The organism is Amaricoccus macauensis, from assembly GCF_049800915.1.
Lineage (GTDB): Bacteria > Pseudomonadota > Alphaproteobacteria > Rhodobacterales > Rhodobacteraceae > Amaricoccus > Amaricoccus macauensis_A.
In genome coordinates, this window is record NZ_JBNAFY010000002.1 from 596,187 (window position 1) to 612,303 (window position 16,117).

14 protein-coding genes are annotated in these 16,117 nt (G+C 64.8%); 7 read left to right on the forward strand and 7 right to left on the reverse strand.

Annotated features, from left to right (window positions below; translation table 11 throughout):
- Window positions 1-46: 46 nt before the first annotated feature.
- From ACP15W_RS07020 to ACP15W_RS07040, 5 genes are read left to right on the forward strand one after another with little or no spacing between them, the layout of a single operon-like run.
- Window positions 47-670, forward strand: a complete 624-nt coding sequence (locus ACP15W_RS07020; RefSeq protein ID WP_424932139.1) for a riboflavin synthase — start codon at window positions 47-49, stop codon at window positions 668-670.
- Window positions 671-675: 5 nt separating this feature from the next.
- Window positions 676-1,800 carry a 3,4-dihydroxy-2-butanone-4-phosphate synthase gene (gene ribB, locus ACP15W_RS07025; RefSeq protein WP_424932140.1) on the forward strand — a complete coding sequence of 375 codons (1,125 nt, stop codon included), beginning with the start codon at window positions 676-678 and terminating at the stop codon, window positions 1,798-1,800.
- A 1-nt stretch (window position 1,801) separates the two neighbouring features.
- A complete protein-coding gene (locus ACP15W_RS07030; protein ID WP_424932141.1) occupies window positions 1,802-2,338 on the forward strand; it encodes a 6,7-dimethyl-8-ribityllumazine synthase in 537 nt (178 codons plus the stop codon).
- Complete coding sequence (gene nusB, locus ACP15W_RS07035; RefSeq protein WP_424932142.1) at window positions 2,322-2,822, forward strand: transcription antitermination factor NusB; 501 nt, start codon at window positions 2,322-2,324, stop codon at window positions 2,820-2,822. Before ACP15W_RS07030 ends, nusB begins: the two co-directional genes overlap by 17 nt.
- On the forward strand, window positions 2,819-3,568 hold the full coding sequence (locus ACP15W_RS07040) for a hypothetical protein (RefSeq protein ID WP_424932143.1): 750 nt from the start codon (window positions 2,819-2,821) through the stop codon (window positions 3,566-3,568). The genes nusB and ACP15W_RS07040 overlap by 4 nt, the downstream gene beginning before the upstream one ends.
- Before the next feature lie 189 nt (window positions 3,569-3,757).
- Here ACP15W_RS07040 and ACP15W_RS07045 read toward each other — a convergent pair whose 3' ends face one another.
- The 4 genes from ACP15W_RS07045 to ACP15W_RS07060 form a co-directional block, all read right to left on the reverse strand.
- A complete protein-coding gene (locus ACP15W_RS07045; RefSeq protein ID WP_424932144.1) occupies window positions 3,758-4,681 on the reverse strand; it encodes an HNH endonuclease in 924 nt (307 codons plus the stop codon).
- A gap of 100 nt (window positions 4,682-4,781) precedes the next feature.
- Window positions 4,782-8,072 carry an error-prone DNA polymerase gene (locus tag ACP15W_RS07050; protein WP_424932145.1) on the reverse strand — a complete coding sequence of 1,097 codons (3,291 nt, stop codon included), beginning with the start codon at window positions 8,070-8,072 and terminating at the stop codon, window positions 4,782-4,784.
- Window positions 8,072-9,577, reverse strand: coding sequence for a Y-family DNA polymerase (locus ACP15W_RS07055; protein WP_424932295.1), 1,506 nt, complete (start codon window positions 9,575-9,577; stop codon window positions 8,072-8,074). Before ACP15W_RS07055 ends, ACP15W_RS07050 begins: the two co-directional genes overlap by 1 nt.
- A complete protein-coding gene (locus tag ACP15W_RS07060; RefSeq protein ID WP_424932146.1) occupies window positions 9,525-10,220 on the reverse strand; it encodes a hypothetical protein in 696 nt (231 codons plus the stop codon). The genes ACP15W_RS07055 and ACP15W_RS07060 overlap by 53 nt, the downstream gene beginning before the upstream one ends.
- A gap of 181 nt (window positions 10,221-10,401) precedes the next feature.
- Between ACP15W_RS07060 and ACP15W_RS07065 the strand changes: the two genes are divergently transcribed.
- Window positions 10,402-11,799, forward strand: coding sequence for a hypothetical protein (locus ACP15W_RS07065; RefSeq protein ID WP_424932147.1), 1,398 nt, complete (start codon window positions 10,402-10,404; stop codon window positions 11,797-11,799).
- Window positions 11,800-11,839: 40 nt separating this feature from the next.
- On the opposite strand, the gene ACP15W_RS07070 is transcribed toward ACP15W_RS07065, so the two are convergent.
- Window positions 11,840-12,148: a DUF1244 domain-containing protein gene (locus tag ACP15W_RS07070; protein ID WP_424932148.1), complete on the reverse strand. Its 309-nt coding sequence runs from the start codon at window positions 12,146-12,148 to the stop codon at window positions 11,840-11,842.
- Entirely contained in the window at window positions 12,145-12,945 is an 801-nt protein-coding gene (locus ACP15W_RS07075; protein WP_424932149.1) for an N-formylglutamate amidohydrolase, read from the reverse strand. The genes ACP15W_RS07070 and ACP15W_RS07075 overlap by 4 nt, the downstream gene beginning before the upstream one ends.
- A gap of 148 nt (window positions 12,946-13,093) precedes the next feature.
- On the opposite strand from ACP15W_RS07075, the gene pyk reads away from it, so the two are divergent.
- On the forward strand, window positions 13,094-14,554 hold the full coding sequence (gene pyk / locus ACP15W_RS07080) for a pyruvate kinase (protein WP_424932150.1): 1,461 nt from the start codon (window positions 13,094-13,096) through the stop codon (window positions 14,552-14,554).
- 88 nt (window positions 14,555-14,642) lie between these two features.
- Here pyk and ACP15W_RS07085 read toward each other — a convergent pair whose 3' ends face one another.
- Window positions 14,643-16,079: an alkaline phosphatase D family protein gene (locus tag ACP15W_RS07085; protein ID WP_424932151.1), complete on the reverse strand. Its 1,437-nt coding sequence runs from the start codon at window positions 16,077-16,079 to the stop codon at window positions 14,643-14,645.
- Window positions 16,080-16,117: the final 38 nt, after the last annotated feature.

Genomic DNA, 16,117 nt, shown 5'->3' on the forward strand with positions numbered 1-16,117 from the left:
GGGGAAAGATAGGACGCAGGCCAAAGCAGAGCGGGATCCAGGACCAATGTTCACCGGCATCATCACCGATATCGGCCGAATCGAGAGCATCGAGGAGCGCGGCGACCTGCGCGTCCGTATCGTCACCAGGTACCCGGCCGAGACGATCGCGCTTGGCGCTTCCATTGCCTGCGACGGTATCTGTCTTACGGTGGTCGATATGGGCCCTTATGGCGAGGGCGCGTGGTTCGACGTCGATCTTTCGGCGGAGACGGTCTCCAAGACAAATGTCGGGAGTGGCCCGAACGCGTGGAAACCGGGTGCTCCGGTAAACCTTGAACGTGCGCTGCGGCTCGGCGACGAACTTGGTGGGCACGTGGTCTCCGGCCATGTCGACGGCGTGGCGGAAGTGGTGTCGGTGACACCGGAAGGCGACAGCACCCGCGTCCTCTTTCGCGCGCCCGATCGGCTCGCGCGCTACATCGCGCCGAAGGGCTCGGTTGCGCTGAACGGCACATCACTCACTGTCAATGAGGTGGATGGTGCGGATTTCGGCGTGAATTTCATCCCGCATACCAAGATCGAGACGACCTGGGGTATGGTGCAGCCCGGTGACCTGATCAATCTCGAGATTGACACGCTTGCGCGCTACGTGGCCCGGCTTGGGGAATTCGCGGCCGAAGCGGGGTAAGGCAGATGGACACAATACCGATGGGCAGCAACGAAGAGCATTTTCGCGATGCGATCTCCTCGACGGAGGAGATCATAGAAGACGCACGCAATGGGCGGATGTTCATTCTCGTGGACCACGAGGACCGGGAGAACGAGGGTGACCTCGTAATCCCAGCGCAAATGTGCACACCCGATGCGATCAACTTCATGGCGACGCACGGGCGGGGGTTGATCTGCCTTTCGCTGCCTGCATCGCGTCTCGATGCGCTCGGATTGCCGATGATGTCGGCGTCGAATTCGTCGCGTCACGAGACCGCTTTCACCGTTTCCATCGAGGCGCGCGAGGGGGTAACCACCGGTATTTCCGCCGCCGATCGCGCCCGAACCGTGGCTGTTGCCATCGATCCGACGTCCGGCCCGCAGGACATTGCAACGCCCGGACACATCTTCCCGCTGCGTGCCCGCGAGGGCGGTGTGCTTGTTCGCGCAGGTCATACCGAAGCGGCTGTCGATATCTCGCGGCTGGCCGGTCTGAACAATTCCGGTGTGATCTGCGAGGTGATGAACGACGACGGTACGATGGCGCGTCTGCCGGATCTCGTCGCCTTCGCGCAGCGCCACGGTCTCAAGATCGGCACGATTTCAGATCTCATCGCCTATCGTCGCCGTCACGACAACCTCGTGCGCCAGACAGCCTCCGATACGGTTTCGTCGGAATATGGTGGTCAGTGGCAGCTTCGCGTCTTTACCGATGTGATCGAGGGCGCGGAACATATCGCGCTGACCAAAGGCGATCTGACCTCCCCCGAGCCTGTTCTGGTTCGAATGCATGCCATGAACCCAATGGAGGACCTCCTCGGGCTTCATGCCGGGCGGACCCACCAGATCCGTGATGCGATGCTTGAAATTGCGAAGAACGGCCGCGGCGTGGTCGTGTTGCTGCGCGATATGTCGATGAAGCTCGAGATCGGCGATCACGTGACCCATGACAAGTTGCGGCAATACGGGCTCGGCGCGCAGGTTCTGAGCGCGCTCGGCTTGCGTGAACTGGTTCTGCTGACCAACTCTCCGATCCCGAAGGTGGTCGGGCTCGACGGATATGGACTGAAGATCATGGGCACCCGGCCTATCCCGCAGGCGGAGAACTGACATGGCCAGACATGACGCCGAGGACGCCCTTGAGCGGCCCAAATTCGACAAGCCCACACGGGTACTGCTCGTAGTCGCGCCCTTCTATCGCGACATCGCCGATCACCTCATCAATGGCGCGCAAGCCGCCGTGGTGGCATCGGGGGCCGATTGCGACGTGATCGAGGTTCCCGGTGCGCTGGAGATTCCCCCAGCCATCGTGCTGGCGGCGCGATCCGGCCACTACGACGGTTTTGTCGGCCTGGGGTGTGTGATCCGCGGGGAAACGACCCATTACGACACTGTCTGCAATGACAGCTCTCGTGGGCTCACGCTGCTGGGGCTCCAGGGGTATTGCATTGGCAACGGCATCCTGACAGTCGAGAACACGGCGCAAGCATTGGCGCGCGCAAACCCCGAGGAGATGAACAAGGGCGGTGGCGCTGCCGATGCCTGCCTTCATCTCATTGCACTCGCGCGGCGTTTCGCGCCCCAGCCGAAATCACTGCCCGAAGGCAGCATCCATCTTGCAGGCGGACAGAATGGCACTTTCACCTGAGCCCACCGGCAAACCGAAACCTCCTTCCAAGGGACGGCGGCAGCGTTCGGCGTCCCGGTTCTATGCCGTTCAGGCGCTTTTTCAGATGGAAGCGTCAGAAACGCCCTTGAATGAAGTCGAGGCAGAGTTCGAGACCCATCGTATCGGGGCCGAAGCCGATGGCATTGCCTGGGTCGAGGCGGACCGCGCGCATTTCCGCAAGCTGCTCCGCGCGAGCATCGAGAACCAGGCGCGGATCGATCAGATTGCCGATCGGGCTTTGGTGGCGAAGTGGCCGTTGGGGCGTATCGATCCGACCCTGCGCGCGGTTTTCCGGGCGGCGGGTGCGGAGTTCATCGCCTTTGACACGCCGCCAAAAGTGGCGATCACGGAGTTCGTCGAGGTGGCGAAGGCGTTCTTTCCCGATGGCAAGGAACCCAAATTCGTCAACGCCGTGCTTGATCACATGGCTCGCGAGGCCCGACCGGAAAGCTTTAAGGGATGATCAAGGTGCCGGGCGGAAACGAAGGCGGAATGCAGGCGCAGCGCGTGCTCGGCGAAAGCCTCCGGCTGCTCTTTCGCAATTTCGGCACGCTTTTCGTCTTGGCCCTGGCCCCGGCTCTGCTGATCGAAGCTGTTTTCGTGGCCGTCGCACCGGGTTCGTCGGACGCGGTCCCCCCGGAATTCGGCGGCGGCTTCCTCGTTGCCACCATCGTGAGCGCAGTCGCAGGCCAGCTTGTCGTGGCGTTGATCACACTCGCGAGTGTCGACGCACTTTCCGGGCGGGAACGGCGGCTCGATGCCTATTTCAGCATTGCTCTGGGGCATCTGGTACCGATCGTTCTCGTGGGGGTCATGCTCTCGGTCCTCGCCGGCCTTGCGGCGATGGTGTTTGTTCTGCCCGGGATCTACGTCTATGCGATGTTCTTCGTCTGGCTGCCCTGCATTCTCTATGAGGGGCGAGGAATTGGCGCGTTGGCCCGCGCGCAGGAACTCACCCGCGGGCATCGCTGGCCGCTTATCGGTGCGATCGCCTCGCTGATCCTGATCTTCGTCGGCATGATCATTCTGCTCGGACCGATATGGGCCGCGATGAGCGAGAGCGGGGCCGCTGTCATTGCTTCGGCTCTGAGCGGTGTTCTTTCGGCGTTCAGCTATGCCATTGTCGGCACCTTTGGCGCCCTAGTCTACCTGCGGCTGCGCTTTCTGGAAGATGGCACAAGTCCGGAACAGGTCGCGGACGCGATCTGAAATCGCGCGAAACAGCATACAGAAACGGTATGGTTCCGGTATGGAATCAATATGGCAATTTGCCTTACCAGCGACATGGCGCATGGGCCCCATCCGGAGATCTGCTCCCGGCTCGTCGGGAAACAGGCGGCTGGGCTGGCAAGGTCGCGTTCAGAAAACCCTGCCGAACTGATTTGAATTCCCGCTGACCTACTCCCATGGGGCGCCTGGTTCGGGCACAAAAGTACCGAAGACGTTTTCCCGATGCCATTTTAGGTTTTCAGGGTGAGGAGCGTCGCGAGGATCTTTCGGCGAGATTAGTTTTCCACCTGGCGAGATCAGGCGATTTACGACATCAGCCGGTACCTTGTTGGCCGATACGAGAATTGTTTCGCGGTCCTCCGCTATCGAGATCAGTCCGCGATCAAACATCCAATGGAGCGTACCTGACAAGGCAAGGCCGTTGCGCACCGAGTCACTTCCCTGACTTTCAACCGGGCGAATATGGGCAGCCTGAACTTCTGGACGACCTCCCCCATTGCGAAGCTGGAGTCCGGAAATGGCGCAGCGGTAATCGTAGGCTTCCCTGACCCTGCGCCGAAATGCGACGTCTCGATATGGCCGCCTTGTAAGTCTCTCCAAGACGGGGCGTTCGAAGGGCGCGGCCGCTTCCTCGAAAGCGGCCCGATCCGAGGTGTAGCGGGCCGCCTCGATTTGTTCCAGATTCTGAGGAAGTCCTATGTTGACGATCTTTTCGAATTCATGGCCGGGAAGTATCCGGACAGCACTTTGCACGACACCGCCGTGCTTTGGTGTCCCATCCGGTTCCATCAACGCGCTCTCCAGCGGACGGCCGCCCCAGAGTCTCGGTATTTCTCGATCAAAGGGAAGAAAACTTCCGGGTTCAATTCTTGCAAGGTACCTGCCCTCAGTTCTGGGCTTTGGTATGATTTCGGAGATTTTTGCGACTGCGAAGTAACCTCGTGGACCCGCTTTCACGGGTTCGTAGTAGACTACCCAGTCCCCGACAGCGCTTTCGACAGCCTTTAGATACGTCCGCGGGAAATCGTAGACGACATCTGGTTCGTCGTCATAGATCGAGTCCGCTTTATGGAGCAGCACCAGTTTGGCCATGATGCTAGGAAACCGTTGAACCGTCAGAATGCAAGTCCCTCTTTGGGGGCTGATGTTCCGAATTGCGATGATGGCGCCGCAAGCAGGCGGCTATCGAGGGTCAGTGGAAATCGCGCGATTTCGGAATGACGCGGACATCGCGGGGGTGGCGTGCGCCCTCGCCGCGGGCAGGTGTGGGGCCATTGGCGGTGTTTTCCTGGCTGGACATCCGGGCGATGGCGTCCGAACGGTCCTCGATCCGTTCCGCGACGAGATGGACGACCTGGCCGTCCGTCTGTACCCGGCCATGGACCGCCATGAGCCGCGCGCCCATGATCTCGGCCCGGAAACGGGCGAAGCGGTCTGGCCAGACCACGGCATTGGTGACACCGGTTTCATCCTCGAGGGTGATGAAGCACACCCCCTTGGCGCTGCCGGGACGCTGGCGGATCAGGACAAGGCCCGCCATCTTGCGGCGCCGGCCATGGGGTGAGCGAGTGATTTCGGCAGCGGTGGCATAGCCCTGGGAGCGGAGACTTTCGCGGAAGAACCGCATCGGATGGGCCTTCAGCGAGAGCCGGAGCGTCTGATAGTCGGCGACGACCTGTTCGCAGAGCGGTGCCGCGGGCAACCGGATTTCGCTTTCGCAACCTTCCACGCTGGTTTCGGCGGAGGTGAAGAGCGGCAGGTCCGGCGCATCGCGGAGCGCCTTGGTTTCCCAGAGAGCGGTGCGCCGGTCGAGCCCCATTGAGCGCAGCGCATCCGCTTCTGCGAGATGGCGCAGCACCGCGGCGCCGAGACGAGTGCGTGCCCGGAGCTCGGGAATGTCCTGAAAAGGGATGTCGCGGGCGGCGGTGATCCGGTCGGCTGCCTCGCGCTGGAGACCGTCGATCTGGCGCAGGCCGAGGCGCAGGGCAAAGCGCCCGGGTTCCGCTGGTTCAAGCGTGCAGTCCCATTCGGAGTGGTTCACGTCCGCTTCGCGGACCTCGATGCCATGGTCACGGGCGTCGCGTACGATCTGGGCCGGTGCGTAGAAGCCGAGCGGCTGGGAATTGAGCAGGCCGCAGGCGAAGACCTCCGGGTAGTGGCATTTGATCCAGGCCGAGACATAGACCAGCTTCGCGAAGCTCGCGGCATGGCTTTCGGGGAAGCCGTATTCGCCGAAGCCCTTGATCTGGTCGAAGCAGCGCTGGGCAAAGGCGGCATCATAGCCGCGCGCGACCATGCGGCCGACCATCTTTTCCTGCAGCTTGCCGATCGTGCCGCGGGAGCGGAAGGTGGCCATGGCCTTGCGCAACTCGTTGGCTTCCGCCGGTGAGAATCTGGCAGCCTCGATGGCAATCTTCATGGCCTGTTCCTGAAAGATCGGCACGCCCTTGGTGCGGCCCAGGATCTGGCGCAGTTCGTCGGGCGGTTGGCCGGGACCGGGCGAGGGGTATTCCTCCGGTTCGAGGCCGGCGCGGCGGCGCAGGTAGGGGTGGACCATGTCACCCTGGATGGGGCCCGGGCGGACGATGGCGACCTCGATCACCAGGTCGTAGAATTCACGCGGGCGGAGCTTGGGCAGCATCGCCATCTGTGCCCGGCTCTCGACCTGGAAGACGCCGACGGAATCGGCCGCACAAAGCATGTCGTAGGTGGCTTCGTCTTCCTGCGGGATGGTGGCCATGTCGTAGCTCCGCCCGTGATGCGCGGCAATGAGGTCGAGGCATTTGGCGATGCAGGTGAGCATGCCGAGCGAGAGCACGTCCATCTTGAAGATGCCGAGCGCGTCGATGTCGTCCTTGTCCCATTCGATGAAGCTGCGGTCGGCCATGGCACCGTTGCCGACGGGGACGGTCTCGATCAGCGGACGGTTTGTGAGGATGAAGCCGCCGACATGCTGGGAGAGGTGGCGAGGCAGGCCGGTGAGTTCGCCCGCGAGGCGCAGCACGCGGCGCAGCAGCGGGTCTTCCGGGTCGAGCCCGGCCTGGGTGACATGGACCTCGTCGACGCTCTTGCCGAAGCTGCCCCAGACGGTGCCGGCGAGGGCAGAGGTCATGTCCTCGGAGAGGCCCATGACCTTGCCGACCTCGCGCACGGCGGAGCGCGGGCGGTAGTGGATCACGGTGGCGCAGAGCCCGGCGCGGTCGCGGCCGTAGAGCGCGTAGATGTGCTGGATCACCTCCTCCCGGCGCTCGTGCTCGAAATCGACGTCGATGTCGGGGGGCTCGTCGCGCTCTTCGGAGATGAAGCGTTCGAAGAGCACGTCGTGCTGGTCGGGGTCGACGGCGGTGATGCCGAGGCAGAAGCAGACCGCGGAGTTCGCGGCCGAGCCCCGGCCCTGGGCGAGAATGGGGGGCTTTGCCTCCTCGCGGGCGAAGCGGACGATGGAGTCGACGGTGAGGAAGTAGCGCGCGATGTCCATCTTCCCGATGAGCGCCAGTTCCTTCTCAAGCGTGGTGCGGACCTCGGCCGGAATGCCTTCGGGGTAGCGTTTCGCCGCGCCTTTCCAGGTGAGGTCGGCGAGGTGGGATTGCGGTGTCCGGCCCTCGGGCACGGTTTCGCGGGGGTATTCATAGGCGAGGTCGTCGAGCGAGAAGGTGCAGGCGCGCGCGATCTCGAGGCTGGCGGCAAGCGCGCCGGGGTGGTCTGCGAAGAGCCGGGCCATTTCGGCGGGGCCTTTCAGGTGGCGTTCGGCATTGGCCTCGAGCCGGTAGCCCGCCTGCGCGACGGTGGTTTTCTCGCGGATACAGGTCATCACGTCCTGCAGCGGGCGTTTTTCTGGCGCGTGGTAGAGCACATCGTTGGTGGCGAGCAGGCCGAGGTCGTGACTGCGGGCGATCTCGGCGAGCCGATTGATGCGGGCGCGGTCGTCGCCGCGGTAGAGGTGGCGGGCGGCGATATGGGTGAGGCTTGGCAGGTGGTCGCGGAGCCGGGGCAGGCGGGCGGTGAAGCGCGCGAGGTCGGGGTCGGGCAGGACGATCAGGCGCAGACCCTCGGCGTGGGTGGCGAGCAGGCCGAGCGTGAGGTCTGTTTCGCCCTTCGCCTGCCAGTTGCCGCGGGCATCGCGCATCTTGGCCCGTGAAAGGGCGGTGGAGAGGCGGCCATAGGCGTCGCGGTCCTTCGGGTAGGCGAGGAGTTCGGCTCCGCAGGTGAGCCGCAGCCGGCAGCCGATCAGCGGTCTGAGACCCGTGGCCTTCGCGGCGGTGTGCATGCGGACGACGCCCGCGAGCGTGTTGAGGTCGGCGATCCCGATCCGGTCGTAGCCGAGCGCATGGGCCGTGGCAGCCAGTTCGCCCGCTTCCGAGGCGCCGCGCAGGAAGGAGAAGCAGGTCGCGAGGCCCAGTTCCACGAAGGGTGCCGGCGGATTGGGCGGGAAGCTGTCGGGGTCCGGTCCGGGGGGGCGGTGCTTTGGTGGCTGCTCGGGCATCAGGGGAAGATCCCGTGCAGGAACCAGAGCGGGGCGGGGCCGCGGCCGTCGTGGTGCAGCCCTTCGCGGTAGATCCAGAAGCGGGGACCCTCGGCGGTCTCGGTCTTGAAGTAGTCGCGGAGCCGGGCCTGTGGGCGGTCGCGCCACCATTCGGGGGCGATGCGCTCGGGGCCCTGCTGGCGGGTGACGCGATAGGGGCGGCGGCGCCAGGTGAAGTGCAGCGGCGGGCCGTCCGGGACGGCGTAGATCACACCGATTTCCTCGGGCGGGTCGATGAGACGGAGCGGGCGTTCGCGGCCAGGGGGCGCGTGCTCGCGCATGGGCTGGCGTGCGCAGAGAGCTTCCGGTGCGAAGGCGTGGCGTGCGGTTTCGGCGCGTTCGGGCAGGTGGCTCTCGCGCAAGGTCGGCCAGTGCAGGCTCTCGGAGCCGAAGCGTGCGGCGAGCCGGTCCACCAGGTCTGGCAGGGGGAGCCTGCGCCTGCCGCCCTCGGTGAGGTGGCTCTGGATGGCCGGGAGCGGTTCGGTGGCAAGGGCCTCGAGGGTGAGGAGGTCGAAGCCGCAGCCGGGGTCGAGTCCGTCGAGACGACCGTCAAAGAGGCGGGTGAGGTGGGCGGCATCGCGGCTCGCGCGGGCGCAGGCAATGGCGACCGAGCGCATCTCGCCATCGACGCGGTAGAGCCTGAGTTGCATCCGCCGCAGGCCGAGCCCCGCTTCGCGGAGCCTGTCGCAGAGCCGGCGCGCAAGCTCGGGCAGGTGCGGTACAGGATCCTGCACCGTTTCGGGCAGGTCGATGCGCGCAACGGGCCTGTCTGGATCCTCCGGGGCGTCGAGGGGGTCCTGCATCCGGCCCAGGGCCTGGTCGAGGCGCAGGGGCAGGTCCGAACCGTCCTGGCCGAAGCGGCGGGCAAGGGCCGCGCGCGGGATATCGATCAGCCGTCCGATGGTGCCGAGGCCCAATCGGCGCAGGAGCAGCGCGGTGGCGCCGGTGATCCGCAGCGCCTCCACCGGCAGCGGGGCAAGCGCGGTTTCGAGACCGCCTTCGGGGCAGACCCGCGCCGCCGGGGAACCGTGGCGCGCAAGGGCCCAGGCGGCTCCGCGGGTGGGGGCGATGGCCGGGCGCAGGCTCAGGCCCGCGGCCCCAAGGCGGGATTCCATCTCGGCGAGCATGGCCGTCTCGCCGCCCCAGAGGTGGTCGGACCCCGTGGTCTCGAGCGCGATCCCGTCCGTCCCCTCCACGCTCGACCAGGGGGCCCAGCGGCGCACCCAATGAGCCAGCTGCGCCAGCGCCTCGGCATCGCCCGCAAGGTCGGCATCGCGCACGAGGAGATCGGGGCAGAGCGCGCGCATGTCCACAACCCGTCCGCCCGTGGTGAGGCCAAGGGTGCGCGCGGCGGGGTTGAGCGCATGGACCACCGGGCCATGGGTGCCTTCACGCGCCAGGGCGAGGGGCAGTTCAGCCGGTGGCTTCTGCCCCTGGCGCGCCGCCTCCCTGAGCCAACGCTCCATGGCGAAATCCGGGAACCAGAGCGAGGTGATCCGCCGCGACGGCACCTCCCGCGCTTTCGGGCCTGACCCGGTCATGGCTGGCGACCCAGCTGCCGGGGCAGCCATCCCGGGTGCGCAACGCCTGGACCTCCCAGCGCGGAGCGCCGGGGGCGGCGGCATCGTGGGGGTGGACCCTCGAGGGCAGGGCTTCGATACGACAGCGGCTGCGCGCGGCACTCAGCCCGGTATTCTCGGAGCGCAGCAGGAAGACGGGCACGCCGGAGGCCTCCGCCCTGAGCTTCAGCCGCTTGGTGGCGACGAAATCGAGCGCTTTCGGCTCCCCGTGAATCTCTCCGATCACGGCGGCAAGATCCTGGCATGATGCGCCTTCCTCCATGACCCGCAGCACATCCACCGGCCGGCTCACGCGCATGTAGAGCACGGGCCGGTTGGTGAGCTGTCGCACCCCGGCCCAGCAGGGCCGCCCGGCCTCGCGCCGGGAGGAATGGTCCTGCGCCCAGAGGATCGGCCCGGGGCGCGTGAGCCGGTGCAGCAGTTCCGCGGTCAGCGCACCGGCACTTCGGGGCGCGGCGGCGGCCTCCTCCAGAAGAACAGGAGCGGAAAGCGGCTCCTGAACGGGGTGTCTGCGGTTTCGGTTCTCCATAAATGTTCTCTAAATGTTCTATTTGATTCGAGCAATCGGATCCTGTCCCCCCTCTCGCATTATGGTTAACGTGCCGCCCCGCCAGACCCTTGGGGATGCCCATTAACCAAACTGGCTGAAATCACTTTCGCCCGAAGTGAGGAAAGTCGTAGGGATTAGAACATTGGAACAAAACGGGAAAATGCGCCAGTTTCTTAAGAAACTCTCAAGCAGGATCGAGGTTTTTCAGGCCATTCTCGCCTGTGTTCTCCTGTGTCTGGGCGCCGGCGCTTCCATCGCCGCGAATGAGGAGGACAGGTTCTGTATCAGGCCTCTCGCGTTCGATGCATCCTTCGCGGCGAAGGCCCTCCCTGACCTTGAGACCGTGATCAAGATGCCGACGCCCGCGCATGACATCTTCCATTTCAACATCCATACGGAAAACGGTCGACGGATGGTCGCGGCGCGGCGGAGCGAGAGCCGGTTCATGCCGGTGCAGGAGACCTTCCCGCGCAACCATCTCAACAGCGAGATCGTCGTGACGCCCCATGGCGATGTGCTGGGCGTGGGCGGCCCGATCGGAGAGCGCCGCCTCTACCGCATGGACCCGGTGACCGGGCGCTTTGCGGAGGCGGAGGTCAATACGGACCACAACCTTGAGCGGCTTCGCGGCATTGCCTGGTCCACGCCGCTCGATGCACCAATCCTGTTGCTTGGCGGAGTGGCTCCCGATCCGGAGCGCGGTGCGGTGCTGATGCTGGACGGCAAGACGCCCCGTCCGGTGGAAGGGATCACTCAATGGGTCCCCCATGTCACCGATTTTCCCGACCTTCGCCTGACGGTTCTGATCAGCCAAACGACAGAGCGTGTCCATGTCATCGACGGAGCGAAGAAACTTCACAGGCTGGTCGATCTCGAACTGGGAGGTGGGCGATACATTCGGCAAACGTATTTTCTGCCTGACCCGCCACGGCTGCTCCTACAGGCCAATTCCTTCGGGCTGTTCCTGATCCGACTAGAACAGTCGGAGGGAATCTGGCGGCCTGCCGAACAGCAGGACTGGTCCGATCTGACAGCGGGGTTTCCGAGGATCACCCCGGGACGGATACCGATCCTCGCCCACACATATGATCCGGTTCACGAACGCTACCTCATCTATGGCGAGCACTATCATACTCTGGCCGAAAAATGGATCGGGAACCTGTCCGAAACGGTTCGCAGAAGCAATGCCGGCCTCTTCGAGGTCGGAGCGGAAGGCCTCGAGACGCTCGACGCAGCCAACCCGGACGTGCAGGCCAGCCTGCCTTTCAAGATCGTATATCAGATGGACCGGGAGAAGGGATTGGAGATGCTTCGCAACCAGGAGACGGCGTGGCCCGCTTCGAAGGCGGTGGTGACGCGCTCCGATGGGCGGCTTCTGGTGGTCGATTCGGATGGCCGCGCCCATGAGCCGGAGCCGGACATCTTCAGATATGGGTATCTCCACAGCTATCGCGATGGCTGGATCGTTCGGGTATGGATCAGTGATCGGCAAGCCTCCCGCGAGAGGCTCATTTTTCTGAGGGACCGCGAGACGGCCGGCCCGGAAGCTTGCGGCTGAAGGCAGGTCCGCGCCCGGACTGAGGCTGTCGGTGCGGGCATCAGCCCTTGCCGTGTTCCTTCGCGAAGGCTTCCTGCGCTCCGGGGCTGGCCTCGGTCTGGTGCTTCGCCTTCCACTCGGCATAAGGCATGCCGTAGAAAAGCTCGCGCGCCTCGTCCTGGCTCATATCGAGCCCACGTTCGTTGGCGGCCTCGGCATACCAGCGTGACAGGCAATTGCGGCAGAAGCCCGCGAGGTTCATCAGGTCGATGTTCTGTACATCCGAACGGTTGCGCAGATGGTCGCGCAGGGTGCGGAAGGCGGCGGCTTCAAGCTCGGTCTGGGTCGGTCTGCTCTGAGCGTCGCTCATGGGGCGGGGTTCCTCGCTGCGGTTTTGACGGTTTCTGCCAAGATGGGTGCGAGACGGGCGGCCCACAACCTCTGATCGGCCTCCGTCTCGATCAGGTCATGGCGCAATTCGATCAGCACATGGGGCAGGCCGCGCCCGGTGCCGTGGCGGCTCATGGTGTCGCCTTCAAGCTGGCCGGAATAGGGTTCGTTGTCGCCGATGCAGAGATCAGGTTCGGCGCGCAGGCGCTCCATCAGCGGAAGCGCGAGGCGACCGTCATGGTGCCAGAGCACGCCCACATGCCAGGGCCGGGGCGCACGACCCTGAAGGCGCGGCGTGTAGGAGTGGATCGAGATCAGCGCGGGGATTCGGCCCCCGGCTTCCATCCTGTCGATTTGCGCGTCGATGGCCTGGTGATAGGGGCGGTGCCAATCTGCGATGCGGCGCGCCTTCTCTTCCTCGGTGATGTGGCGGTTGGCAGGGATGATCGTGCCGTCATAAAGCCGCATGACGAGCGTCGGGTCGTCCTCGCCGCGGTTGGGGTCGATCACCAGCCGGGAGAAGCGGGTGAGGAGCGCGGGCGCATCGAGGAGCCGCGCGAGCTCCAGTGTCACGGCGCGCGCACCGATATCGAAGGCGATGTGCCGCCCCATGTCTTCGGGCGGGAGGCCGAGATCGCCGCCCGCCACGCTGGGCGGCACGATGTTGGTCGCATGGTCGCAGAGCAGCAGAATCGCCGCTTCTCCCTCGCAATGCGCGGCTTCGAAGGCTTTTTCGTCCAAGAGATTCGCCGTAGGCTGGAAATTATCTTGCTGCATTTGGGGCCAACATATGGCTCTGTTTCAGCGAGTGCCAGAAGCACGGGGCAAATTCGCCACACTCCCCATGCGGGCGGCATTAACTGTTTCGCTTTTGCTTCGAATGCTTATAAGCGAAACCCATAACGAACATATTAGAGGGGCTGGAATGGATCACCTCCGCCGACAGCGCAGTGTCAAGATCGTCGCCACATTGGGACCTGCGTCGAACAGCCGCGACATGATCCGCAAGCTGTATCTCGCAGGGGCAGATGTCTTCCGCCTCAACATGAGCCACGGCACGCAGGATGACATCGCCTGGAGGCACAAGCAGATCCGCGCGGTCGAGGCAGAACTGAACCGACCGATTGGAATTCTCGCCGATCTTCAGGGACCGAAGCTGCGCTGCGGCGTCTTCGCGGATGGCCCCTATACGCTGGAGGAGGGCGCGCCCTTCCGCTTCGACCTCGAGGAGGTCGAAGGCGATCAGACCCGTGTCTGCCTGCCGCATCCCGAAATCTTCGAGGCGCTGGAAGAGGGCTCCACCCTTCTGGTCAATGACGGCAAGATCCAGCTCCGGGTGACGGACTGCTCGCCGAATCATGCCAATACCGAGGTCGTGGTCGGGGGCGAGATCTCCAACCGCAAGGGCGTGAACGTGCCCGATGTGGTGCTGCCGCTCGCCGCGCTTTCCAGGAAGGATCGCAAGGATCTCGAGTTCGTCTGCGAACTCGGCGTGGACTGGCTGGCGCTTTCCTTCGTGCAGCGCGCGGCCGATGTGGCCGAGGCACGCGAACTGGCCCGGGGCCGGGCCGCTATCCTCTCGAAGATCGAGAAACCCGCGGCGGTCGACGCCTATGACGAGATCCTCGCAGCTTCCGACGGAATCATGGTCGCGCGCGGCGATCTGGGCGTGGAGCTTCCCGTGCAGGCGCTGCCGCCGATCCAGAAGAAGCTGGTGCGCCAGGCACGCGCCGTGGGCAAGCCGGTGATCGTCGCGACCCAGATGCTTGAAAGCATGATCACGGCCCCGGTGCCGACCCGCGCGGAAGTTTCCGACGTGGCGACCGCGATCTACGAAGGTGCCGATGCGGTCATGCTTTCGGCGGAATCGGCGGCTGGCGACTACCCGATCCAAGCTGTCCGCACGATGGATAACGTGGCCCGATCGGTCGAGTCGGATGACATCTATACACAGGTGATCACGGCCTCGCGCACCCCCCACCGCGAAAGTGTGGCGGATGCAATCAGCGCGGCGGCCCGCGAAATCGCCGAAACCGCGAACATCAAGGCGATCGCCTGCTTCAGCCACACCGGCACGACGGCGCTTCTGGCATCCCGCGAACGCCCGGTGGTGCCGATCCTGGCGCTGACCCCGTTCCACGAGACCGCCCGACGGCTCGCGCTTTCCTGGGGTCTGCACTGCACCGTGGTCGAACAGCCGGTGGGCCGATTCAAGGAAGCCGTCGTGAGCGCGGCGCGCGTGGCGCGCGATCACACCTTTGCGTTGGAAAACGAGATGATCGTCGTCATGGCGGGCGTTCCGTTCAACACGCCGGGTTCGACGAACATCCTTCGTGTTGCGGTCTGCAACGAGAAGGCGATCTACGAAGGCTGGGGCGAGGACTGATCCTCGCGCGCCTTATCAGGGCCAGTTCGAGAGGCCGTCCCGCACTGTGCAGGGCGGCCTCTCCGCTTGAATGTTCCATTGCCCGTTTTCAGATGGGCAGAGGTTCCGTCGGGCCGGAGTCCTCGAGATCCCAGATCGCCGTCCACTCTTCGCCATTGCGTTCGAGGATCAGGTAGTTTCGTTCGGCGGTATAGATTGCGCGGTGCCCCGGCAGGCGGTGGAGCTTGATCGGGTGCTGGCGAAGCGGTGCCTCGCCGAGGCGCGCCAGCAGGCTGAGGAACCCGGCCCAGGCGGTGGGCGGGGCAGGGTGCGAGATGCCCGAAGCGACGAGTTGGTGCAGGTCGCCCGCATCGGTGCGCATGGTGCCGCGGGTTGCGAGGTGGATCTCGCCGGAAATGAGACTGACCTTGTGGCCCGGGCGTTCGTGGGTCTCGATCACGGCGCGCAGGAAATCCTGCCACTCGCCACGGTGGGCGTAGCTCTGCCATTGATCGCGCAGGTCGTCCTCGTATTTGTCCATCCATGGGGTGGCCTTCATGATCCGCTCGAGGATCGAGAGGCGCGGGCCCAGAGCCGGCACGGTGGAGAGCACGAGCACACGGCCCTCCGGAGCGGATTCGAGTGCGAAGCGGAAGGCCTCCCAGCCTGACTGGCCCATCACCCGATCGGGGCGGCGCTGGGAGCGCAGGTCGGGCGCGATCACGGTGAGGCCCGGTAGGTTGACGCCCCAGGAGAGCCCGTCGCCGGTGGGGTCGATGCAGGTTTCCGGGATTTCGTCTGCCCCGGCGCCGCACTGGAACAGCAGGAAAAATTCGCGAGCGGCGGCGAAGAGAATGCGGCCCACGGCGCTGTCGAGTTTCCAGGCCTTGAGCGAGCCCCAGCCATCGCAGATGTCATGGTCGTCCCACATGGCAAGCGAGGGCACGCGAGCGGTAAGCCAGGCGAGGCCCGGCTGCGACCATTGTTCGAGGTATCGCTGGAAGAACGCTTCGCGGAGGGCCTGGCTGAGTTCCTCCTCCTCCTCCGGGGTCAGCTTTTCGGCATGACCGCTGGGCCAGGCGGAGGAGAGGTGGTGGCTCTCGGTGACCTCGTCGGCATAGAGCTGGTCGCCGCCATGGATCAGCAGGTTGAAGGGGCGCTCCCGGTGCCGGTCGCAGAGCCGGTGCCACATCTCATTGCGCTCGTCGCCCGGGCGGTTGAGATCGCCGTGTTCCTGCCCGTTGCAGGAGACGAAACCGATGCGCGCATCGCCAGAGATATCGGTGGCGACCTCGTAGCGGATATCGTCGAGCTCATACCAGGCATTCACGGCGCAAGGCAGGGCGAAATCGTAGCGCAGCATGCGGTAACCCGACATCTGCGCGATCTGATCCGGCCAGACGTCGCCGGTATCGCAGCGCAACAATGGTGCGGTGGAACCGCGGATGATCACAAGGGCCGAGAGCCGCAGTGTTTCCTGTCTCTGGCCCCGGAGGAAGAGAAACGGACCGACCTTGTCGATCTGCTGGCTGGATTCGTCTTTCATGCTTTCCCCTCTCACGCGGTTCTTCTTAGACATGGGGC